This window comes from Pyxidicoccus xibeiensis (assembly GCF_024198175.1).
GTDB classification, from domain to species: Bacteria; Myxococcota; Myxococcia; order Myxococcales; family Myxococcaceae; genus Myxococcus; species Myxococcus xibeiensis.
Genome location: NZ_JAJVKV010000005.1, coordinates 224,080 through 247,281 on the forward strand (window position 1 = coordinate 224,080; position 23,202 = coordinate 247,281).

Sequence of the window (23,202 nt, forward strand, 5' to 3'; positions counted from 1 at the left end):
GCAGCTATTCAGAACCTTGCATGTGGTTGCTTTGACGGGGGTGCGTGCGACCCATGCTGCAACGACTTACAGCACGGTGGACAGCCCCGCCCATCGTGTCGCTCGGGTCACGGGCGCATCACATCGTGATGACCACCTTCCCTCGGGTGCGTCTTGCTTCGAGATGCCGGATTGCGTCGGGAACCTCGCTCAGCGGGAACTGCCGGTCGACGAACGGGACGACCTTGCCAGCTTCGATGAGCTCCTTGATGAAGGTCAGGCTCTCCCGGTTCGGCGTCGACAGGAAGCCGCGGAACTTCCTGCCTCTGGAGCTCGAAAACAGCGGGCCTAGCAGCAGGGTCTGGAAGAGCGACCCGGTGGAGCCCCCGGCCAGGACGTAGACGCCCGTGGGACTCAGGGCACGCTTGAAGTCGAAGAGGGAGCGATAGGCCGCGGCGTCGAAGATGAGGTCGTACTGCTTCCCGTTTCGGGTGACATCCTCCCGGGTGGAGTCAATCACGTGGTCGGCTCCGAGGGCGCGCACCATGTCCTGCTTCCCGGTGCCGCAGACCCCGGTGACCTCCGCTCCGAAGGACCTGGCGAGCTGCACGGCGAACGAGCCCACGCCGCCCGACGCGCCGTGAACCAGGACGCGTTGGCCCGCCTGAATCCGGCCGATGTCGCGGAGGCCATGGAGCGCGGTAACGGCGGCCATGGGCACGGCGGCCGCCTGCTCGAAGGTCAGGTTCGCCGGCTTCGGCAACAGCCCCTTTTCGCGAGCGCACACGTACTCGGCAAAGGCGCCGAAGCCGCAGTCGGAGATATCTCCGAAGACCTCGTCGCCGGGTTGAAGTTGCGTGATGCTCTTTCCGACGGCGACGACCCGGCCCGCGACATCCGACCCGAGGATGGGGAATCTGGGTCTGCGGAGTCCGAGCGCGAGACGCATGACGAAGGGCTCACCTCGCATGAGATGAGCGTCGGCCGCGTTCACGGACGCCGCGCGGACCGCGAGCAGGACCTCGTCGTCACGGGGGACCGGCGTCTCGACCTCTTCGGGCCGGAGGACGTCGGGGGACCCATATCGGGGACAGACGATGGCTTTCATTGCGTTCCCTACGAGTGACGGCCGGTTTCATTTCCGGGCGTGGTGTTGTGGCCACTCGCTCGAAGTCGAACGGGCGGATGTCGCCCGGAGAGAAGTGGCGACGCTTCCGGTTGTAGAACACCTTGGCGCCCATCCCGGCCTGGCGCTCCATCTGACCGCGCATCTTCACTCTGGCACACCCTTGCATTTCGTGTGCGGGACCGGCCGCTGGGGATGTGTTGCGACGAAGGCAGCATGACGCGGTCGAGCTGGGGCAGGTGGGCGGTCATCCGGTCCCCCACCGGGGCGCTCATCTTCGGGGCGGTGGGGTGCGGCGAGGACGGCGAGCGGAAGCAATGGGACTGCGAGCGCGGTGCCTGGGAGTCGGCGCGTCAATGCCGCTATCGCTATGCCTACACCGTCGGGACGCTCTTCGAGCGCACCCGCGGCGCCACCGGCATCCGGCTCTCCAGCCCCACGCTGGAGCCGGACGTCGCCGGCCTCTGCCAGAAGCGCTCGCGGCACACATCGGCGATGCGTTTGCCGCACCCCGAACGCCAATGCCGCCTGATTCATGACGCGGAAGAGTCCTTCGGCATCCGGGAGGCTCCGAGCGCTCCCGGCGCCAAGACATGCGAGACCGTGGCGAGCGACATGGCCTCCAGCGCGTTGCTTGCCACGTCGCCCGGCAGGGGCCTCCCGCGTGCGGTGTCCTCATCCCGGCAGGGTCGTAGCGAAGAACGCGACAGGGGTTGGCGTGCATCGAGCGCCCGAACGCCGCGTCATCGTGAGTTGCTGCCAGGGCCTCTCCAGCCGTCACGGCTACAGACGGAGCGCCTGGCGTACGCACCGCCGCGTCATCATTCATTGCCGCCGCGCCGCTGTCGTGTGCCTCCTCCGAGGGCTCCTCGCAGTTTGGAGGCGGAAGCGTCATGGCCACCGCCGCGCCACTGTCGGGCGCCTCATCCGAAGCCTCTCCACCATCTGGAGGTGGCATCCCGCCGGGCCCCCGGGGCGCCGACTCGTTCCTGGGCCCGAGCGCCCGCCAGAGCGCCTCCGCTGACGCGAGCACGTCCTCCTCCGTGACTGCGCCTTCCCGCCTTGCCGCCACCCGCCCCAGCTCTGCCAGTGCGCCCCACACCAGGCACGTCCTCGCCATCGTGGAACCCGGCTCCAGCACTCCTTCGCGCTCGCCCTGGCTGACGACCTCCCGGACCAGGTCTCGCACCCGCCAGCCTCGCTCGTCGTCCGGCCCCTGCTCCGGACGGGCGTGCAGGAGGACGAAGCTGAAGACGCCGGGCATCCGCAATACGTAGTGGGCCAGCAGCCTCCAGAGGGCGAAGAAGCCTTCGCGAAAGCCCGCCCCCTCGTCCGTGCTGGCCATCTGGAACTCGTAGCGCGCATAGCGGTACAGCTCGTCGTCGGAGAAGTCCCGAATGGCCAGCGCACAGCCCCGCTTGCTGCCGTAGCGCCGATACAGCGAGCCCACCGACATGCGCATCACCCGCGCCAGCTCCGCGGCCGGAGTCTTGTCGTAGCCCCGCTGCGCCATCACCGCCGCCGCCTCCTCCATCCGCGTGGCCATGAACTGCTGGTACAGCTCCATCATCTGCCCACCCCCTGCCGGACCGACCCGCCCGTGGAAGGAACGTTCCTTCCGCCAGCACCTTCCTACCGGGTGGGGCTGACATGCCGACGACGGACGACCGGGCAGGTCCGCTGCGGCCCACGGTGCGCGCGAGTCCGGAAGGCCTTTCGAAGGTTCAGGCGATGCGGGCTCTCTCCAAGTCTGGAGGCAAATCCTCCCGAGAGCCTGCCCAGGGCATGTCCCGGACTGCCCCGGGGCGTGCGGCACTGGCACGGAAGGTCCGCACGGGGAAGCTGCCCTTCCCGCCCTGGTGCTTGGAAGGAACACTCATTCCACGGGGGCGCGCCCCTTTCGCCCTGTCAGGCAGAAATCATCCACGTCTTGCCTGATGAGCATGGCTTCCTCGCAAGGAAGAGTATCGACCGAGGTGCGAACAATTGGAATTGCCCTTCCGGGCAGGAGAGGTGGGTCGCCACGGCCCGCGCTCTCGGGCTACAGCCTCCCAGCTCATGCCTGTGCACCAGCGCCACTGGCAACCATACCTGCCAGGAGTGGCCTGCCCCGCAGCCCGCGAGCAAGACCTGGATACCTCCCTCTGGGGCAGGTCTCCCGGGCCTGGCACTTCGGACCTGCATCGAGCCCGGATGTGACAGGTCGGATGCAACTGATTGCATGGAAGATTGAATGTCAGGCCTTGCTTCTAGGGTGTCTGGTCATGGGCGCATTCACGCCCATGTTACGCGGCACTTGCAAGGAGTTGGTTGAATGTACAACAAGCTATTCGGTACTCTCGCAACCACGGGCATCCGGGGGACGCACTACACGCGTGGCTCGAACTACGTCTATTACGTACAGCAAGGCAACAACAACGGCATCCTCGGACGCATCCGCACCACGCCGTTGGAACGGGTCTCGAGTGGCAACACCGAGGCCACGGTGAACACGCAGTTCAACCTGGATGACGGCGTCACGGACCTGCGGTGGATGGAGGTCTTCGGGGCCACGCGAGAACTGCAGGGCATCGGGGCGACCCGGCTGTACAAGTACTCCGATGCGCCCGCCGGTGGGCTGGCCGCCATCGAACCCACCACCCTGCCGGGCCTCACCTACAACGCCCTGCGGTTCACCGAAAACGGGCAGGGCAACAACTACTACGCGGTGAGACTGGGCTCGAGCAACTACGCCGTCGTCCGCTTCTACCTGGACACCACGACCTCACCCGCGAAGACTCGCATCGAGTGGTTCACCTACAAGCTGAACTTCAACCCTGCGATGTGGGCGCTCTTCAACTGCCTCGATCCACGTGACATCGTCATGTCCCCGGACGAGCAGACGGCCTACATCTCCGATGGCACGTGCATCTACAGCGTGGACAACCAGAGCACGGCGCAGGCCCCCAACTTCACGGCGGACCTGCGGTCCCACATCCTCTCCGCGGAGGTGGACCAGCCGCAGCAGATGGCGCTCTTCGGCCAGGACCTGTACGTGGTGGACGCCAACAGGCTCCTCAAGGTCGACCCGCGGAGCGGGGTGACGACCGCCGTGGTCTCGGGGCTGAACCTGGGCGTGGGCCTGCTGATCGACGAGGCCCGGAGGACGGCCTACGTCTCCAACCAGGGCGGCGAGCTGTACTCGGTGGACCTGGCCCACCCGACGCCCTCGCTGCGCCCGGTGCTGGGTGTCTCTCCGCTGCCGGGCTCCAGCGGCTTCATGACGTGGACGGATGACACTCGCAGCGCCTTCTACGTCACGGTGCCCAACCCGGTGAACGAGGTCCTCCGGGTGGACCTCAACAGCCTGACACGCTCCGTGGTGCTCAGCTCCGCGGACGGCCCGGTGGACCCGTGGAGCGTCGAGGTGCTCTCTGAAAGCCGGCTCTTCGTGGCCAGCGACCGAGAGCTGGGTGACCTCGAGCTGTCCTTCGCCAACGGCGAGCTGGTCATGGGCATTGGCCTGGTGCCCTTCCAGTTCATCAACAACCCGTCCATGACCCCGCTCCCGGCACCGGAGGACATGGGCAAGGCGGACACCACGCGTGCCGCGGGCTACTTCTTCCAGGTCCACAACGTGCCCTTCGGCGGCTCGCTGGGACTGATGATCAACCACCGCAGGGCGAACACAGAGGGCATCAAGTTCTACCGGCTCACCCTCACCAACGAGGACGGCGTCTCCCGCCTCATCACCTACCCGTTCACGGACCTGAAGTGGCATGCGACGGGCGGTGAGCCCAAGTGGGTGCCCACGACCTCCAACGCCACGGGCACGGGTGGCACGCCGGCCAATGCCTTCGCCGTCCGTGGCTCGGAGGAACACTGGTACAACCCCAACCTTGGCGCCATCATCCACACGAACATCGGCGACAACGGGCTGTGCACGCTTCGAGTCGACTTCTTCGACACCCATGGGGCGCTGCTGCCCGCGCACAGCGTGAGCAAGCAGCTCCGCATCGACAACACCTACACGAATGCCATGGTGACCCTGCCCCGGCTGGGCAGCGCCACGCAGGCGCCCGAGCCGGGTGTCTACCCGCTGATGGACTGCGGGTGCATCACCTACGTCAGCAAGAATGACCTGGTGGCAGTGGACTTCTCGGCCTGGCATCCGAAGCGCTCTGGACGCTACTACCTGTCCTTCGCCCGGGGCGGCGCGTACCTGCCGGCGCTCTACGAGGAGGGATCTTTGGACAGCGTCCAGGTGCTGCACACCCGGGAGACCACCTCGGCCGCTGGCAACCCTCCCATGCGTGTGGGCCACATCATCGGTAACTGCAACGTGGCCAACGTGAGCATCCAGTTGTGGGTGCCAGCGCACATCATCGACGGCTACCGGTGGCTCGGCTACGGCGCCTCCCAGGCGGCGCACTTCACCTTCGTGCCGGATTCCGTGACGATGAGCACGCCCTGGCCTTGATGGCTGGCCTGTAGCCCTGAAGCCATTCATGGCGCCCTGGCGGTTCTCGGCCAGGGCGCCTGATTCAGGGCCGCTTCACGCCCCCTTCGGAGCCTGGAGCCCCGCGGCTCGCACGGCATCTCGCAGGAGCCCTCGAAGCCACAGGTGCTTCGGGTCTCGCTCGTGCCCCGGGTGCCACGCCAGCTCCATCACGATGGAGGGCAGCTCGAAGGGGAGGGCTCGCACGACGACTCCCTGGTCCCGGGTTCGCGCCAGCGCGAAGCTGCGCGGCAGCACCGTGATGCGGTCCGAGGAGACGAGCAGGGGCATCGCCAGCGCGAACGAAGTCACCACCCGCGATATCCGCCGGGAGAGCCCCTGTGCTTCGAGCACGTCGTCGACGGCGCCGCGGCCCGACTGGGCCCTCGGGGCCACGAGGATGTGCTCGGCGGCAGCGAAGCGCCCCAGGGTCCACGGGCCCTTCAGCAGCGGATGTCCCTTGCGGAGCACGCAGACGAAGTCCTCCAGGAACAACTGCTCCGTCGACAGGCCCCGCTCCCGGGCGGTGTCGGGCGCGATGCCGACGCCACCCTGGTCTCGCAGGAAGGCCGCGACGTCGGTCATCACCGTCCGGACCGTCAGGCTCGCTCGCGGAGCCCTCGTGGTCAGCAGGCCATCGAGTGCCGGCAGGAGCGCTTCCGCAACCCGGTCTGACGTGGCAAGGACGAGCTCGCCGTCGTAGCTGCCAGGCTCGAACGGGGCGCTCACCTCGAAGAGGCGCTCCGCCGCGGCCAGGACCTCGCGCGCGGGGCCCCTCAGCTGCTCCCCGAGCGGGGTCCTCACCAGCGTCCGCCCCGCCCGGACCAGCAGCGCATCATCGAAGTCGCTCCGCAGCCGTCGCAGCGCATTGCTCGCCGCCGCGGGCGTGATTCCCAGCCTCCGCGCGGCCCGGGCAACGTGGGCCTCCTCCAGCAGGAAGTGGAGTGCGCGCGCGTGGTTCAGGTCGAACGCCGAGACATTCATGGAGTGAAGCCTAGGGCTGTCCAACATCAAGTTCCATGAATTGGTGGGCGGTCGTACTCATTGACCCATGCAAACAGTCACGTACTCCCGCTTCGGAAGTCCCGACGTCCTGACGCTCTCGGACGTCGCCCCGCCGTCCCCTCGCGGTGGACACCTCGTCGTGCGTGTGCGCGCCGTGTCCATCAACCCGCTCGACGGCAAGCTTCGGCGCGGCGACGCCCGCCTGCTCAGCGGCACGAAGTTCCCGAAGACGCCGGGCCTCGACTTCGCGGGCGTGGTGGAGCAGGTGGGCCCGGGAGTGTCGGGCTTCCAGGTCGGCGATGACGTCTTCGGCGGCCTCGGCTCCTTCAAGGAGGGGTACCTCTCCGAGCGCATCTCCGTCCCCGCGCGAGTCGTCGCGAAGCTGCCGAAGTCGCTCGACTACGTGGGCGCCGCGGCCATCGCCGTTGTCGGACTCGCGGCCCAGACGGCCGTGCAGGTCGCACGCATCAAGGCGGGCGACCACGTGCTCATCAACGGCGCCAGCGGCGGGCTGGGGCCGTACGCCCTCCAGCTCGCGAAAGGGGCGGGGGCCCACGTCACGGCCGTCAGCGGCACCGACGGCGTCGCGCTCGCGCGTGAGCTCGGCGCGGACACCGTCGTGGACTACCGGCGCGAATCCATCACCGCGTCTGGCAGGACGTTCGACGCGGTGCTCGAGCTGTCGGGGCGGCTTCCCTTCAGCCAGGCGCGCGGGCTCCTGAAGCCCCGGGGCGTCTACGTCGACTTCGAGCCGGGCCCCACGAAGCTCATCGGCGCCGGCCTCCAGAACCCGTTCCGCTCCCATCAGCACCGCTTCGTCATCACCCGGGCCACCACCGCCGCGCTCGAGGCGCTGGGCCGGCACCTCGACGCGGGGCAGCTGCGCCCCGGCCCCACCCGGGTGTTCGAGCTCTCCGAGTACCGGCGTGCCTTCGAGGTCGCGGAGCAGGGCGGCCAGGTCGGCAAGGTCGTCATCCGGCTCGAGGGATGAGCCAGCACTCGCGGTCCCCTGCCTGCTCGGGCCGGGAGAGCGTCCACTGGAGGGCAGGCAGGCAGCCGTGAGGGGAGGGGGCAGGCATGTCCCCCGAGGCAATGGCGGCCCTCCCTGTTACCTTCTGGCGCCATGTCCGCTTCTCCTCCCCGCCCGGTCTACGCCGCCGACGTGGGGGGCGCCGTTCCCGCCGCGCGGGACGGGGCCTCGGCGTCCCTCGAGGCCAACGCCCCCTCGCGTCCCACCACCACGGTGGAGGGAAGCCTCGAGCGCATCACCTACACCAACGACGAGGCTGCCTGGAGCGTGGTGCGGGTGGTGGTCCACGGCCGCAAGGAGCCCATCACTGCGGTAGGCAACCTCCTGGGTGCCCAGCCGGGGGAGTCCCTGCGCCTCACCGGCTGGTGGGTGCAGGACCGGAAGTACGGCGAGCAGTTCCGGGTCCAGTCCTTCGCGACGGTGAAGCCGGCGACGCTGGTGGGCATCGAGAAGTACCTCGGCAGCGGGCTGGTGAAGGGCGTGGGCCCGGCCATGGCGAAGCGCCTGGTGGAGAAGTTCGGCCTGGAGACGCTGGACATCATCGACTCGAAGCCCGAGCGGCTGGCGGAGGTGAAGGGCTTCGGAGAGAAGCGGCGCAAGCTGCTGCGAGAGACGTGGGCCGAGCAGCGCGACATCCGTCAGGTGATGGTCTTCCTGCAGAGCCACGAGGTGCCGGCCAGCTTCGCGGTGAAGGTCTACAAGCAGTACGGCGCCCAGGCGATTTCGGTGGTGCAGGAGAACCCGTACCGGCTCGCCATCGACGTGTACGGCATCGGCTTTCGCACCGCGGACCGCATCGCCCACTCGCTCGGAGTGCCCTCCCACTCGCCCAAGCGCGCCGAGGCCGGGGTGCTGCACGTGCTCCGCGAGTTCTCCGACGAGGGTCACCTCTACGCGCCGCGCGACAAGCTCACCGCGCGCACGGTGGAGATGCTGGAGGTGACCCCCGAGCTCGTGGAGACGGCCATCACCCGGCTCGCCGCCGCCGAGTACCTCGCGGTGGAGGGGGCCAGCGCGCTCGCGCAGCCGCGTCCCGAGGATGCCTGCGAGGCGGTGTACCTGAAGGCCCTGCACGTGTCGGAGGTCGGGGTCGCCAACCTCCTCAAGGCGCTCGCGGCCTGGCCGGGGCGGCCGCTGGAAGTGGACGTGGAGCGCGCCATTGCCTGGTTCGAGGGCCGCCAGGGAATCACCCTCGCCCCCGAGCAGAAGGAGGCCGTGCGCCAGGCGATGGTGGCCAAGGTGCTGGTCATCACCGGCGGCCCGGGCACCGGGAAGACGACGCTGGTGAATGCCATCCTCTCCATCCTGGAGAAGAAGGGCCGCAGGCTGCTCCTGTCGGCGCCGACGGGCCGTGCGGCGAAGCGGATGGGGGAGGCGACGGGGCGCGAGGCGGAGACCATCCACCGGCTGCTCGAGTACAACCCACGTACTCACGGCTTCCAGCGGGACAGGAACAACCCGCTCGACGCCGACGTGCTGGTGCTCGACGAGGTGTCGATGGTGGACACCGTGCTGATGCTCAGCGTGCTCAAGGCGCTGCCGCCGCACTGCCAGCTGTTGCTGGTGGGAGACGTGGACCAGCTGCCGAGCGTGGGGCCGGGCAGCGTGCTCCAGGACATCATCGCCTCCGGGCAGGTGCCGGTGGTGCGGTTGAAGCACATCTTCCGGCAGGCGCAGTCGAGCCTCATCATCACCAACGCCCACCGCATCAACCAGGGGGAGCTGCCCCAGGTGCCCGCGGCGGACGCGATGGCGGACTTCTACTTCGTGGAGAAGGAGGAGCCCGAGGCCATCCTCGCGGCGCTGAAGACGCTGGTGAAGGAGCGGATTCCGCGCCGCTTCGGGTTCCACCCGGTGGACGAGGTGCAGGTGCTCGTCCCGATGAACCGGGGCCTCATCGGGACGGCGAACCTCAACGCCACGCTCCAGGCGCACCTGAACCCTACCGGGGAGGAGCTCGCCCGGGGCCACCGGACGTTCCGGGTGGGCGACAAGGTGATGCAGGTGCGCAACAACTACGAGCTCGGCGTCTTCAACGGGGACATCGGGCGGGTGGAGGCCATCGACAAGGAGGAGCAGTCGCTCGTGGTCCAGTACGAAGGACGGCCGGTGGCCTACTCCTGGTCGGACCTCGACGAGCTGGTGCTGGCCTACGCGACGAGCGTGCACAAGTCCCAGGGCAGCGAGTACCCGTGCGTGGTGCTGCCGCTGCACACGCAGCACTACACGCTGCTGCAGCGCAACCTCCTCTACACCGGCGTGACGCGGGGCAAGAAGCTGGTGGTGCTGGTGGGAAGCAAGAAGGCGCTGGGGATTGCCGTGCGCAACGGGGACACCCAGAAGCGCTACACCCGGCTCGCCGCCCGGCTGAGGGACTGACCTGCTTCAACGCGCCATCCGGAGCCCGTCATTCGCGAGCCATTGCCGGCCTGGCTGCGCTCCTCAGAAGGTGCTGGGACCCCTGGGGGCCCCCCGGGGCGTGAATCGCTAACAAGGATACTTCCTCCCCCCCATTCCTGACCCCGTGGTGTGCATCCTTGGGGGAGTGGCCTATGAGGGGCGGAAATGAGTCAAAAGCAACCTGAGCGCACCCAGACAGATGACAGTCTTCGCAGCGAGCGCGCGAGGACGGATCGAGAGCTGGAGAAGAAGCGGGCCTCGATAGAGGAGGACTCGGACGCGGTCCTGGCCCGCGCTCACGACCGCGCGGATGAGGTGCTCAAGACCGCCCGCGCGAAGGCCGACACGACAGGCATCGGCGCCAGCGCCGCGCTCGAGGTCGAGCGGACCGAGGAGGACCGCGCCCTGGCCGAGGAGCGCACCACGCAGGCCGCTCAACTGACCAGCGAGCGTGACGAGCGGCGGCGAGCCCTCGCGGAGCTGCTCCGCTTCGAGCGTGAAGAGACCGACAAGGACCTGTTGATCGAGCGCACGGGGGCCGACGCCGCACTGGTCACCCGCGATGACTTTCTCGGGATGGTCAGCCATGACCTCCGCTCGCTGCTGGGCGGCATCGCGGTGAGTACGGCCTTCCTGGTGAAGGAGGCGCCCCCCGACGACAGCGGCAAGAAGGTCGTGAAGCGGGCCGAGAGCATCCAGCGCTTCACGGCGCGCATGAACCGCCTCATCGGCGACCTGCTGGACGTCGTCAGCATCGAGGCGGGCCAGCTCCATGTGCGTGCCGAGCCCGACGACGTCACCCGGGTGCTGCAGGAATCGGTCGACGTCTTCCAGCCCGCCGCCACGGCTCAAGGCATCGCGCTCTCGCTGGCCGGACCTCCCGGTCCGCTCCTCGCGAACTTCGATCGCGAGCGCATCCTCCAGGTCCTCGCGAACCTGCTGAGCAATGCCCTGAAGTTCACGAGGGAAGGCGGCCGCATCGAGCTTCGCGCGGAGCCACAGGGCCCATGGTGCAGGGTCTCCGTCACCGATACCGGCTCGGGAATTCCGCCTGACCAGCTGGACGCGGTCTTCGTGCGGTTCCGCCAGGTGAACAAGTTCGACCGCCGCGGGCACGGGCTCGGGTTGCACATCTCCAAGTGCATCGTCGAGGCGCATGACGGGCGAATCTGGGCGGAGAGCAGCCTGGGCACTGGCAGCACGTTCCACTTCACGCTGCCCCTCGCGGAGCGGGGCTGAAACGCAAGCGGGGGACGGGCCACGTGGACCTGTCCCCCGAAGCTCAGCGACCCGGCGTTAGCGGGGAGGCTGAGTAACAGTGGCCTTCTGCAGGGCCACCTGCGTCTGGGACAGGATGCGGCCGTTCATCGTCGCGCCCGTCTCCAGCGTGACGTCCGTCTTGCAGAGCAGGACGCCCTCGAAGTGCGAGCCGGCGCCCAGCGTCGTCCGGCCGGCGACCTGCCAGAAGATGTTCTTCGCCTGCGCGCCGCCGCTCAGGGTGATGCGCTGGGCCGCGCTGACCGTCAGGTCTCCCGTGGTCTGGAAGATCCACACGTCATTCGCGCCGCCCGAAATCGTCACGTGGGTCGGGAGGGTCACCGTGCTCGTCCACTTGTAGAGCCCCGGCGCCAGGGTCCTCCCGCCGAGGTTGCCGGTGCCCAGCTCGAGGAAGTCGGGTGTCGGCCGGCTGGCGGCGTCGGTGTAGGCGCTCTCCATGTTGCCCACCGCCGTGGTCAGGTTGGAGGGCGTCGGCACCGCGTAGTTGGCGGCGTAGGCCCTGCCGACAACCTGGGGGGAGGACGCGAAGATGTTGGTGGCGTCCGCGACCAGCGAGAAGCCGGTGAGGTAGCTCGCTGCGGCCGGACCGAGCCCGATGTCGCCCGTCACCGAGGAGGCCGGGACTGTGGAGACGCCGGACTTGGCCAGGATGGCGTAGTTGGCAGCTGTCCCCAGCGACACCGGCATGGGGCCCATCGCGGCCGAGGTGCCCGTCGTGAAGCTCCACGTGAAGGCGCTCGCCAGTCGGTTGCCGTTCAGGTCCTTGACGTCCGTGCTCACCGAGGCCGTGAGGATGGCGCTGGAGGCCAGCGCGCTCTCGGGGGTGAACGTCGCGGTGGTACCGGGGCCGTAGGCCACGGTGCCAGGCACCTGCATGGCACCCTGCCGGACGGTGAAGGTGGCGGAGGTGAGGGAGAGCGGGTCCATCGCCTTGTTGAAGCTCACCGTGACCTTCCGGTTGATGGCCACACCGGCGCTCTCGGCGGCGGGGGTCGTCGAGCTGACCTGGGGCGGGGTGGTGTCCGCCGCCGCGCCCGTCGTGAAGCTCCAGGAGCGGGCCGCCGCGAGGCTTGCGCCTTCCGCGGACTTCGCCCCGGTGGTGATGGTGGCGGTGTAGACGCTGCTCGCGGTCAGGCTGCTGGAGGGTGAGAAGGTCGCGGTCCTCCCATCGGCGCTGGTTGCCACGGTTCCCGTGACGGCAGTCGCTCCCTGCTTCAGCGTGAAGGTCGTCCCGGTGAGGGCCTCCATGGCCAGGTCGAAGGAGGCGGAGAGGGTCGCGTTGAGCGGCACGCTGGTGGCACTGTCCACGGGGGAGGTCGCGGTGAGTGTCGGCGCTGGCGTCGGCTTGGGGTCCTCCGTCCCGCCGCAGGCGGCGATGGCGAGCGTCAGCAGGACGATGCCGAGCCGGGTCGCGAGGCTGCTTTGGATGGACGGGTGGCGTGAAGCGAAGGGAAGGAGAGTCAAGAAGGCTCCGAGGGGGGACCCACCTGGACGAAGCGCGGCGATGCGCTTCCAGTCCAGGGTGGTTCGTGGGGGATGAATCCTTTGCCCCGAGCGAGTCTCGCCAGGGAAGGTTCTGCTACCAACCTAAGACAGGAATGGCCCACGTCAAGGCAGCTGGGTGGTCAATCCATGAGGTCAGAAGCGACGATGACGACGCCCGCGGAGCTTTTATGCGACGTGGTGCCGAAAGCCGGTGCGACGGATACGGGAATGCGGTCTCTCGTGAGGGAAAAGCGCGCGACGGTCTCACTTGAACGTGCCGTAGTCCCACGGCAAATACCTGCGTGAGCGCGGCGGAGGAGACGGAGCTTGGGGTGCACGAGGGATCCGCTGAACGAGGAGGCTCGCAACGCCGAGTCGCGACCAGCGACAAACCCACGGGACAGGGGTGGGAAGCAAGAAGGTGCTGGGGATTGCCGTGCGCACCGGGGACACGCCGCGCGGAGCGACGGCGGCCGACGTCCTGACTGAGTGTGCCCCATTTCCGTGGTCCTCCCGCACCTTGTGTGGATCGTAGGCTCCGACGGTGAGCAGCACGCGACTGAGCCTGCCCCATGGAACTGGGCAGACTCAGTGAGCACCTCGCGGATTTCGTCAACGACAGAGACGCGGCTGTTAATAGCGGCAGTACCTGTTGGTGCTGGCGACGTTATCGAAGCGCGTGGGAGGGGTTCGGACGACAAAGCACCCTTTGCGGTTGACCGCCGCAGTGAGATTGTACATGGCGGGGAGATAGTTGGCGAGAACGGCCGCAGCACATAGCGCCGATCCGGGGACGGGGATGGCGCCACACATCGCGGCACCAGCGAGAATGGCTGCAGCCCCTCCGCCAGCGGCAGCGGCCGTATCCTTCAGATTCTTTGTGGCTCTACGAGTGAAATAGAAGGAGCAGGTGATTCTGCCGCAGTTTCTGACATATGAGGGGTCAGCGACGATAGGGTATTGGTACTTCTGCGAGCGGTGCTTGACATGCGTGATGATCTTCCCGTCTCGAACGGAGAGAGAGATGGGAACTTGTTTCCCGGCCGTGTCTCTTGCCCACGACGCAGACACCGCGCCGATGACGACCCCGTGAGGGTTCAAGGCCAGGATCGTTTGCGGATCTTTCTGTTCCAGCGTTGCGCCTTCAATGCGGAACTTTGAAGTGAACTGCTCGGGTGCGTTCCGATTCTTGAGGACATAGAACGCTTCCACACCTGCGCTGTCATCTCGTTTCTCAGCCCGGACGACCGTATCTGTGACATCGGCGGTGTTTTCGTAGACCGCCATGCCTTGAGCCAAGCGGGCCTTCGGCTTTTCCTTGCCGGCAGAGTCGATGTGGATCGTCATCGTCGGTGAGCCATTGTCGCCCGGGAAGACGATGTCCTCCCCAATGGAAGAAGGAAGCACGCCTGACTCGGGACGAACCGCCTCCCTCCTGCCTGGCTCTTCCGCTGCCAGTCCAGACCTGCCCTTCGTTTGCGCTTCAGCTCGAAGGACGAGCTCAGCGGAGTCAACGGCTCGCGCGCTGGGCTGCTCCGCTGCAGCCGTTTCGGAGAATCCAGTACCCATACTTACTGCAATGGCGGTGGTTGCTGCAATCGCTCTCAGGCTGATTGTATGACGTATCATGTGAAGAATCCTGTTGCCCGATTGAAGTGATTCATCTGGTTCATCAGTGGTGGACCGACAAGCGCCGTGACGGCGCCGCACGTAGCAAGCAAGAAGGTCATGTCCGTCACGAGGCGAGAGGCCACGAGGCAGGCAGATGCGGCTGGGAGTACGAATAGACCCGCAACCGTACGACTGCCTATCCCTGCCCCTGAGGTGACCATGGACCCTCAGTTCCTCCTTTCTTCCCTTTCTCGTGGCTCCTCAATCCGGCTCACGACACATTCGTGACCGCCTTGAGTGAGCCCGAGATGCAGACCTTGCCGGTGGTGAGGATGGTCAACCCGGACCTGACGCGTGCGCCGCAGGTGCACCGAGTCCCGTCACTGCCAGCACCATCAGTGCCCAAGCAGTGCGCGTCGTCGCCGAGCAGGAGTCACGCGTCGTGCGTTTCATGTGAACCTTTCTTTTGTCAGGCTCATCTCCGCGTTCAAGGAGGTAGGCGCGCGCCTTCTCGAATGTGACGTGAAGGTTCGGGAAGGCGACCGGAAAGCAGCCCCTGTGACGCTCGGGGCCGGCAGGCGCACTGGAGCTGCTTTCGGGGAGGGGGCCGGACGTCCACCTTCGTCCAGCGCAGCCGTTGCTGCAGGGAGTGCGTCTGGTACGCCTGCAGCGCGTCCTCGGGTCCTTGTGCGGGCAGGGCCCCTCTATTCTCCAGCAGGCGCAGCGCCCGATGACGCACCACCCTCGGCAACTGCCCCACCTCACCTTGCGTGGGCCGGGGCAACACCTCGAAGCGCACGCCGCCCTCCCGTGACACGAAGACGCCGTCCGGCACCAGCGAGTGGAAGTGCGGCGTGACCTGAAGGCCGGGCCGAAGAACTGGATGAACGACACGGCCCCGACCTGCCCACCCCGCCTTCCCTGCCGCCGTGCCCTTCGGCGCTGCAGGGCGAACACCGCCCGCAGGAAGAGGGTGAGGACGTCGGAGTGCCGTCCCGTATTCTTCAGCAGCACCCACCCGCGCGTCCTGCTTGGGGTCTTCTATCGCCCTGCCCACGGCTTCGATTCCCGCCGCCTCCACTGAGCAGAGAGCACCCGAGGTCGGCGGGGCGCCGCTCGACTATGGCTGTGCCGGCCGCACCAGCGCGTCCCGGCCCTCCGCCGGAGCCGGCGCGGTTGCGCCGAGCGCCAGGTAGACCTCGAACCACGCCAGATACGCACGCCAGGAAGGCGCACGCTGGTCGATGAGCGCCCGGTGCGCCTGCCCCAGCCGCTGCTGCACGTCGAAAGGCAGCTGCGCGGCCCCCTCCGACTGCAGCTGCGCCGCGAACCAGAGCACGTCCAGCTGACCGGCATGGACCGGTGCGTGCGTGCGCTCTCGCAAGGTATCGGCGTGCGCCATCGCCATGCCCAGCCAGCGGGCCGCCTGCGCCGGCTCTCGGCGATCCACGGCATTCTCCGCCAGCCGCAGCTCCGCCAGCGTCACCGCACCGATGTCCTCATCGCGGTCCGACTCGTCGAACCGCTCCAGGAACAGCGCCCGCCGCTGCTCCAGTGCGCGGGCGGCGGCGTCCAGGTGTCCGAGCTGGGTCTCCGCATTGGCGCGCAGTCCAGCGGCGATGATTCGATAGGAGCGCTGCACGTGCCGGGGCGTGGCGCGTGGCCACTTCAGCGTGGCCTGCACAGCCGGAGTCGCCAGCTCGCGCTCCACGATGTCCAGGTCCTCCAGCACCCTTTGGGGCTTGCCCGCGCCCAGCTCCGCGGCGCAGCGTGCCAGCCGCACCACCAGCCGGTTGCGCAGCCCCTCCTCGTCGCGCGGGCCTGCTTCCAGCAATGGCAGCTCACGGTCGTACAGCGCCAGCGCCCGCTCGAACCGGCCCGCGGCGAGGTTGTAGAGCGCCGCGCGGTCCACGGCCAGGGGGGCGAACCCGGCCAGCCCCGGTGTCGCATCCACCATGGCCAGCGCCTGGTCCGCCGCCTTCGCTGACTCCTGCTCGCGGCCCACGTGCAGGAGCGCCCGGGCGCGAGCCAGGGACACCGCCAGCCCCGCTGCGTTGTCCACATAGGGCAGCTTGTCCCGCTGGTCGAGGTAGCCCAGGGCGATGTGGAAGTTGCCCACCTGGGTGTGCAACAGCCCCAGCGCGCCGAGCAGCATGGCCCGGTAGCGGACGTTGTTGCGCACCAGGTCCAGGGCAATCAGGTAGTGCCGGTTGGCGCGCTCGGCGGAGGCGGGCTCACGGCCACGAAGGAAGGCCTCGTGCTGGATGGCGCCATAGAGGGCGTGCATCGCGCGCTGGCTCTTGAGGTCCTTCCACGAGGAGCGCAGCTCCTTCACCGCCGCCTCCACCGTCTGGGCGTGGGCACCGTCCTCCAGGTCGGGCAGCCGGTGCGCCATGACGTACGCCTTCACGAAGTGCGCGAGCGGCTCCGCCATCTTCGCGGAGGTGGTGGTGACCTCCTTCTCCACCACCTCGGGGCTGACGCCGGCTTTCAACCGCAGGCTCATCGACTCGACAGCGCTCTCCAGGGAGCCCGTCCGTCGGGTCACGAGGTCGAAGTCGGCACGGGCCTCGTCCAGGCGCTGCCTCGCCAGCCGGCGGTAGGCGCGGCCCATCAACGCGCGGCGGAACAACCGCTCGGCCCGGCGGAATTCCTCGGTGCCGGGCGGGGCGTCGTCGACGTACACCGTCGCCAGCGCCTCCAGCACGCCGTCGGCGCCGAGGCCCGCCGCGCGCTCGACGGCCTCCTGCACCAGGGCGCGCCGGCGGATGGGGTCCTTCTGCTGCTTGTAGAAGGCAATCAGCGCATCCCGGACGGGGCGGGGGGGACGCTCGTCGTGCAGCGCGTTGACGTGCCGGCCCAGTTCCAGGGCGAACGCATAGGCCGAGCCGGCGGGTGCCGCGGCGAGGGCCTGGGCCATGGTGGCATCCGCCTCGGCGTAGGGGCGTCCCCGGTACAGGGTGCGGACGGCGGCGCGAGCAAAGTCGAGCTGGTCGTCGTCCTTGAAGGCTTTGTTGAGGGAGAGCCGGCGGCCCGCTTCGACCAGGGGCTCCCGGTCATCGAGCTTGCGGTACAGCGCGTCCGCCCGCTCGAACCAGGCCTCCAGCACCGCGCGCGTCGTGGTGTCCGTCACCTGGGCCGCCTCCAGCTCCTGACGGGCCAGGGTGAAGTCACCGGCGGCCTCCGCCAGCTCACTGCGCACCACGTGCTGGAAGACGGCGGAGGGCGGGCTGAGCGCAGTGGCGGGATTCAGCGCGGCCATGCGCTGCCGCTCGGCGTCGCTCGGCTCGTCCACCATGCGGCCGCGCTCGCGCTCCTTCATGGCGCGCCGGTGGTCGATGAGGAGCTGGAGCGGCTCGGCCAGCCCCGCGGTGGCGGGGTCGCTCACCGAGCGCATGTGGCGGGCGTAGAACTCCGCCGCATCGAAGTCCTCGAAGTTCAGGTGGAGCCTGCTCAGGCGCATCATCAGCAGCCGGCGGGGCTTGGGCCGCTCTTCGCGCAACAGGCGCTGGCGATAGAGCAGGAGCTGGTCCGCGCGTCTGCCGACCAGTCCCAGCTCCTCGTTGAGCCGGGGAACGTCCCACGTGCTGGGGACCTGCCCATCCAGCGGCAGCTGATACACATCCAGCGACTGCTCGCGCGAGCAGGTAGCGATGAGGGCCGCGGCGGCGGGCGCCGGGTACTCGCAGTTCCAGGCCACGCTGGTGAGTTGGTCCGGACTGGAGGCGGCGGCCCGCTCGGGCGCGTCCTCGCGCTCGGCCTCGAAAGGCACCCGGAACAGCACCCCGCTGTCGCTGGCGTCAATCACCCCGTCTGCATTGGTGTCGGTGAAGAACTGCACCACGTACAGCGAGCGCCCATCGAGCGCGAACACCGGCTGTCCGGTCCGTCCGGGAAGGTTGAGCGCCATCGGGATGGGAGTGGCGCCGGGGCGGTCCAACCGCAGCGCCTCCAGGTGGCGCGAGGCGCGCGCCGCGAAGCCGGGGCCCACCTGCTGCACGGAGCGCTCGATGGGCACGTACACCAGCCAGCGCCCATCGGGAGAGACGGTGGGGCTGGTCAGGTTGCGCTCGAGCAGGGGCTTCGCGCTCAACTCGCGCTCCACGGTGACTCGCGACAGGTGCAGGTCGCCCTGGATGGTGGCCCGGCTCACCAGCGCGATATGCGAGGCGTCAATCCACTCCGCCTGCAGCGCGCTGGTCTCTGCTTCGAGGCAGCGCCGGTCTTCCGCATCCGGCAGCTCCCGCACACAGAGCTGGCCGCTGGCCTGCTCCCGGAACGAGATGTAGAGCAGGTGTTTGCCGTCGGGACTGACGCGCGGCCAGGTCACGTCGGCGCCTTCGTCGAAGAGGCGGCGCTCGCGGCCGCCTTCCATGTCCTGGACGTAGATTTCAGTCGCGATGTTCCGGTTGGAAACGAAGATGAGCGTGTTTCCATCGGGCCCCAGCTGACCGAGGAAGTGGTCTCCCCCGCCCACGGTGAGCCGTGTGGGCGTGCGCAGGCCTCCCTCGTTCTCGTCGTCCTGCGCCCGGGCGCCGCCCGCGAGGAACAGGGCCAGGGCCAGCAAGCACCGGCCACGGGGCGTCAGCACTTCTTCTCTCCCCAGGTGCCGTCCGCGGCTTCCACCCAGCCGCCGCAGACGACCCCTTGCGCGTGCACCTGGTGCCAGCTCCGGCGCAGCGCCTCTTCCGGCACGCCGGGGCGGACCGTCCGCATCCACTGCCACAGCTGCAGCCGGGCACGGTTCACCCGCTCCACCAGGGCGACGTCATCGGCCGACAGGCGTCCGGCCTGGCACTGGCGCCGGGTGTCCACCAGCAGCCCATCCCGCGTCTCGCCCACGCAGTGGCGCCGCAGCAGCTCGTCGACGCGGTCCGCCTGCGTCTTGTTGATGTTCTCGACCAGCTGCGTGGGCTGCATGCCCAGGTCCTCCAGCTGGTTGGGGGTGAGCGGCACCGGCGTCGGGCTCATGCCCGCGCGAGCAAGCCGCCGCTCCACGTCCTTGAACGAGCCCGAGGCCTGGTCTTCGAGCGCCGTCGCCCGGTCGACCATGACGATTTCAGGGGCGCGGATGCACCCGGGAGCGGCCAGGGCGGCCAGCAGCAGCAGCAACCCGCGGTGGTTCATGGCATGGCCTCCGAAAGGGACAGGGAGCTGATGACCCGGTCGAGGATGGGACCCATGGGGATGCCTCGAATCTCGTCGATGCTGAGCAGCCTGGCGGGGCCACCCATGGCGATGCTCAGGCGGCCGAAGCCGTGGTTGAAGCTCACCCGCACGTGCTCCGGGTAGCCCAGGCTCAGCGCGTAGCGGACGCGGTTGGTGGCGGGGTCCGCATGGTGCGGGTCCTCGAGGTCGAGCAGGTCGAGCAGGTGGCGGTTGCCGATGCGCAGGATTTCCGCGCGTCCGTTGACGCTGCGGTCCTTGCCGGAGATGACCACGGCGGCATTCCCGTCGAAGGGCTCGCCCCGGGACGACTTCACCCCGGTGGCTCGCACATGCGCCTCCAGGGTGGAGTGTGCACCCTTCCAGTCCAGCACGCCGCGTCCGGTGACGTGCCCCCCTCGGACGCCCAGCTCCAGCTGACTCATGGAGACCACGCTCTGGCTGATGGACAGGTTTCCGGCCAGGGGCGCAATGGAGATGAGCGGCGTGGTGATGCTGCCGACCGACATGAAGCCGCTGCGCGTAATCAACGGGTGCTGATCGGCGAAGCGGAGCATCGAGTAGGGGTTCACGTCGACGTCGCTCATCAGCTGGAGCTGGCCCTGGGAGAACTCCACGTTCTCGGTCACCGGCACGTTGCCATCCAGCGCCTGGATGGCGATTCCCGACTCGGGCAGGCGCACATTCACGTCGTGGAAGAACAGGTTGGAGAGGGTCCGGAAGACCACCAGGTCGGGCGAAGCCACCCGGAAGTCGACCCGGGCCTTTCCGCTGCTCTCGAGGCGGCCGGGCTGCGCCAGCCTGGACAGGTCCTGCTCCAGCTCTCCCTGGAGCGCCAGGCGGCGCCGGTTGTCGCTGAGGTCGAGCCGGCCCTTCACCTTCAGCTGAGTTCCTGTTCCCGCACTGGACAGCTGCAGGTCGGGGACGTGGACGATGCCATTGGGCGTGTGGAGCGCGGAGAAGGACGCTTCCAGGTCCTGGAGCGGGTAGGGCAGCGCCGGCTTCTGCTCGAGCGTGCGGACCTTCACGCGGTGCTTCAGCTCGAAGTCGTGCGCTGCCCACTGCTCGCTGAACGTGGCGGTGGTGTCGGTGGACACGTCGGAGAAGGCCAGCCGGCGGTCGCTCAGGCCCACGGAGATTCGCTCCGCTGTCAGGGTGCTGTGGACGCTTCGCCGTGGTCCATCGATGTGTGACTCGGCCTGCCAATGCACCGTGGGGACGTTGAGCGACCAGGCCGGCTGTCGCCAGCGGATGCCGCGCGCGTCGACCACCGCCGTTCCCTCGAAGCCGGCGGTCTGCAGCGGGTCGGGAGTCAGCTTCAGGAGCCCGTCGGAGGTGATGTCCGTGATGACGCCGACCAGCGTGCCATGCACCTCGACGTTCAGGCCGAGCCGCGAGGTCTCCAGCTCCGCGGGCACCCGGGCCTTGGCCAGGAGCGGTGACAGGGCACCGAGGGGCGGAAGGTCGCCCTTCGCATCCACGCGAAGCGCGCGGGCCTTGCGGTCGAACGCCAGGGCGGCATCCACCGCGAGCTTCAGCCCGGCATGGCCGGTGAGCCCCAGCCGGAGCGACGGCTTCCGGCGATCCACGTCCAGCGTCAGCGTCTGGTGCTGGGGACCCGCGTCGCTCTCACCGATGCGCAGCCCCTCGACGCGAAGGTCCACGTCGCCCTGCTGCCGCCAGGTGTCTCCTTGCGAGCGCATCACGAGGGCGACGTTGCTGGCCGACATGTCGTCCCAGCCCGGTCGCTGCAGGCGCAGCTCCGTCCGGTGCTCCAGCCGTGGCGAGGGGGAGAAGAGCGCCGCCAGCTTGCCCGTGGAGGCCAGGCTCACGGCCAGCTGCTTCCAGGGAAGGCGTGCGGCGACCGACTCGGGGATGAAGGGCCGCGCGGCCACGAGGTCCGGGGTCTGGACGTCCAGGGTGTACGCCAGCGTGTCGGCCCCCTTGGTGGCATCCAGCGACGCGTGCAGGGTGCCGACGTCGAGCTTCAGCCGGGCGCGGGCGCGGCTGCGGCGCGGCTCGTCCGGGCGGGGGAACACCTCCGACGCGTCGAGCTTCACGTGCACGGGGCCCTTCAGCACCTCGCGTCCATCCGCGGTGAAGACCTGGAGCCCCCCCACGGGCACGTCCGCCTTCAGCGTGAAGGGGGGCTGGCCTCCCAGGGGCGCCTGGAGCTGGAAGCCCAGCCGCTCCGCCGTCGCACGAAGGCCGGCGGTACGGACGTCCAGGGCCTCCATTTTTCCGGACAGGGCGGCATCCCCCGCGACCTGGAGGGGCGATGAGAGGTCGGGCCGCAGCTGCCGCGCCGTCAGCTCACCGGAGGCCTTCGGAACACGCAGCGTGGTGGGGCTCCGGACATCGAGCCCCTGGAGCGCGAAGGTGAGCCGAGCAGCCAGCCCCTGCGGGGCGTCCGGAGTCGCCGTCAGGGAGACGCGTCCACCGCCGAGCGTCACCCGAGTCCCGTCCTGGGCGAGCTGGAGCGCCGCGACGTCGACGTCCAGCCCGATGCTGCCCTGGGCTCCCAGCTGTGGCACGGCGCTGAGGGTGACCTCCCGGGCGTCCAGCTGCACCTTGCCGCGCTCGAGGGAGAAGGGCCGCAAGTCGGCGGGAACCCACTGCAGCAGCCGTCCGAGGTCGACCTCCGCCCGGGCCTGCGTCACGACGGGCGGAACCTCGGACGCATCCGGAAGCACCACCCGGCCTTGTACTTCGGCGCTATCGGTCAGCCGGGTGCGGTCCAGCTCGATGACGATGTGCCGCTTCTCGCCATCGAACTTCGCCGAGGCCGAGCCGTGGAGCAGGGGGCGGACCGTGAACCGCGTATCGAAGGTCTGCCGCGCGACCTCGAGGTCCACCCGCACGCGCGCGTCCGACGCGCCGGCCTCCGCCGAGAGTGCCAGCTCCAACTGGGCCTGCGCCGGAGGAAGGGCAGGGCCTTCACGGCTCAGCTCCAGTGGAAGGGCCCCGCCGCTCTGGCCCAGCTCCGCGAAGAGCTTCCAGCCATCGTCTTGATGCTTTGCTTCGACCGTGGCCGCGAGCCCCCGCAGGGACCAGCGCTCCAGCACCTCGCCGTTCCGGACGCGGAGGTAGCTCAGCGACACACCCGACAGCGCGACCTTCTCGAAGGGAGGCGCGGACGCGAGGAACGCCGCGAGCTGCTGGGAGGCTCCGAGGGGGGCTTCGACGGGTGCCGGCTCGGGGGCTTCCGGCCCTGTCAGCTCCGTGAGCGACGTGGGCCCTGCATCGTCGGCCACCAGGTGGATGACCACGTCCCGCGCTGCGACCTGTCCGACACGGGCGGGACTGCCCAGCAACGCGCCGAGCGACCACTGCACCTCCAGCGTGCCGATGCGCAGCAGCTCGGGTGCGATGCGCTGGAACGGCGGCGGGGTGCGCACCACCAGCCCTTCCAGTCGCAGCCCCGAGAGCAGGGCGACCCGGGCGGTCTGGTAGTCCAGCTGCAGGCCCGTAGCCTCTTCCACCTGGGAGACGACGCGCTGCTTCAGCCAGGGACGGTCGAGGTTGTGCAGCGCGACCAGCGCCGTGAGCAGCACCAGCGCGAGGGGCGCCACGAGAACGAGGAGCACGCCTGCGATGATTCGAGCCGACCGCCGGCGAGGTCGTCCAGCTCCGGGGGATTCCATG

At 68.8% G+C, this 23,202-nt stretch carries 12 protein-coding genes; 4 read left to right on the forward strand and 8 right to left on the reverse strand.

Going from position 1 to position 23,202, the window contains the following annotated elements; genetic code table 11:
- Positions 1–118 precede the first annotated feature (118 nt).
- Positions 119–1,087 (reverse strand): NAD(P)-dependent alcohol dehydrogenase, encoded by a 969-nt coding sequence (locus tag LXT23_RS23625; RefSeq protein WP_253982532.1) that lies wholly within the window; start codon positions 1,085–1,087, stop codon positions 119–121.
- Positions 1,088–1,376: 289 nt separating this feature from the next.
- A complete protein-coding gene (locus LXT23_RS50690) occupies positions 1,377–2,675 on the reverse strand; it encodes a TetR/AcrR family transcriptional regulator (RefSeq protein WP_407692909.1) in 1,299 nt (432 codons plus the stop codon).
- 744 nt (positions 2,676–3,419) lie between these two features.
- Between LXT23_RS50690 and LXT23_RS23630 the strand changes: the two genes are divergently transcribed.
- On the forward strand, positions 3,420–5,564 hold the full coding sequence (locus tag LXT23_RS23630) for a YncE family protein (RefSeq protein ID WP_253982533.1): 2,145 nt from the start codon (positions 3,420–3,422) through the stop codon (positions 5,562–5,564).
- A gap of 75 nt (positions 5,565–5,639) precedes the next feature.
- On the opposite strand, the gene LXT23_RS23635 is transcribed toward LXT23_RS23630, so the two are convergent.
- A complete protein-coding gene (locus LXT23_RS23635) occupies positions 5,640–6,566 on the reverse strand; it encodes a LysR family transcriptional regulator (protein WP_253982534.1) in 927 nt (308 codons plus the stop codon).
- Positions 6,567–6,633: 67 nt separating this feature from the next.
- On the opposite strand from LXT23_RS23635, the gene LXT23_RS23640 reads away from it, so the two are divergent.
- From LXT23_RS23640 to LXT23_RS23650, 3 genes are all read left to right on the forward strand, one after another.
- Entirely contained in the window at positions 6,634–7,578 is a 945-nt protein-coding gene (locus LXT23_RS23640) for an NAD(P)-dependent alcohol dehydrogenase (RefSeq protein WP_253982535.1), read from the forward strand.
- 132 nt (positions 7,579–7,710) lie between these two features.
- On the forward strand, positions 7,711–9,996 hold the full coding sequence (gene recD2, locus LXT23_RS23645; RefSeq protein WP_253982536.1) for an SF1B family DNA helicase RecD2: 2,286 nt from the start codon (positions 7,711–7,713) through the stop codon (positions 9,994–9,996).
- A 186-nt stretch (positions 9,997–10,182) separates the two neighbouring features.
- Entirely contained in the window at positions 10,183–11,256 is a 1,074-nt protein-coding gene (locus LXT23_RS23650; RefSeq protein ID WP_253982537.1) for a sensor histidine kinase, read from the forward strand.
- A gap of 57 nt (positions 11,257–11,313) precedes the next feature.
- Here the strand turns inward: LXT23_RS23650 and LXT23_RS23655 are convergent, their stop codons facing one another.
- The 5 genes from LXT23_RS23655 to LXT23_RS23675 all read right to left on the reverse strand — a co-directional run bounded on the left by LXT23_RS23655 (position 11,314) and on the right by LXT23_RS23675 (position 23,201).
- Entirely contained in the window at positions 11,314–12,759 is a 1,446-nt protein-coding gene (locus LXT23_RS23655) for an ice-binding family protein (protein WP_253982538.1), read from the reverse strand.
- 654 nt (positions 12,760–13,413) lie between these two features.
- Positions 13,414–14,187, reverse strand: a complete 774-nt coding sequence (locus tag LXT23_RS23660; protein WP_253982539.1) for a hypothetical protein — start codon at positions 14,185–14,187, stop codon at positions 13,414–13,416.
- A gap of 1,324 nt (positions 14,188–15,511) precedes the next feature.
- Positions 15,512–18,982 (reverse strand): hypothetical protein, encoded by a 3,471-nt coding sequence (locus LXT23_RS23665; protein ID WP_253982540.1) that lies wholly within the window; start codon positions 18,980–18,982, stop codon positions 15,512–15,514.
- Positions 18,976–19,518 carry a DUF1318 domain-containing protein gene (locus LXT23_RS23670; protein ID WP_253982541.1) on the reverse strand — a complete coding sequence of 181 codons (543 nt, stop codon included), beginning with the start codon at positions 19,516–19,518 and terminating at the stop codon, positions 18,976–18,978. The genes LXT23_RS23665 and LXT23_RS23670 overlap by 7 nt, the downstream gene beginning before the upstream one ends.
- Positions 19,515–23,201, reverse strand: coding sequence for a translocation/assembly module TamB domain-containing protein (locus LXT23_RS23675; RefSeq protein WP_253982542.1), 3,687 nt, complete (start codon positions 23,199–23,201; stop codon positions 19,515–19,517). Before LXT23_RS23675 ends, LXT23_RS23670 begins: the two co-directional genes overlap by 4 nt.
- Position 23,202 lies beyond the last annotated feature (1 nt).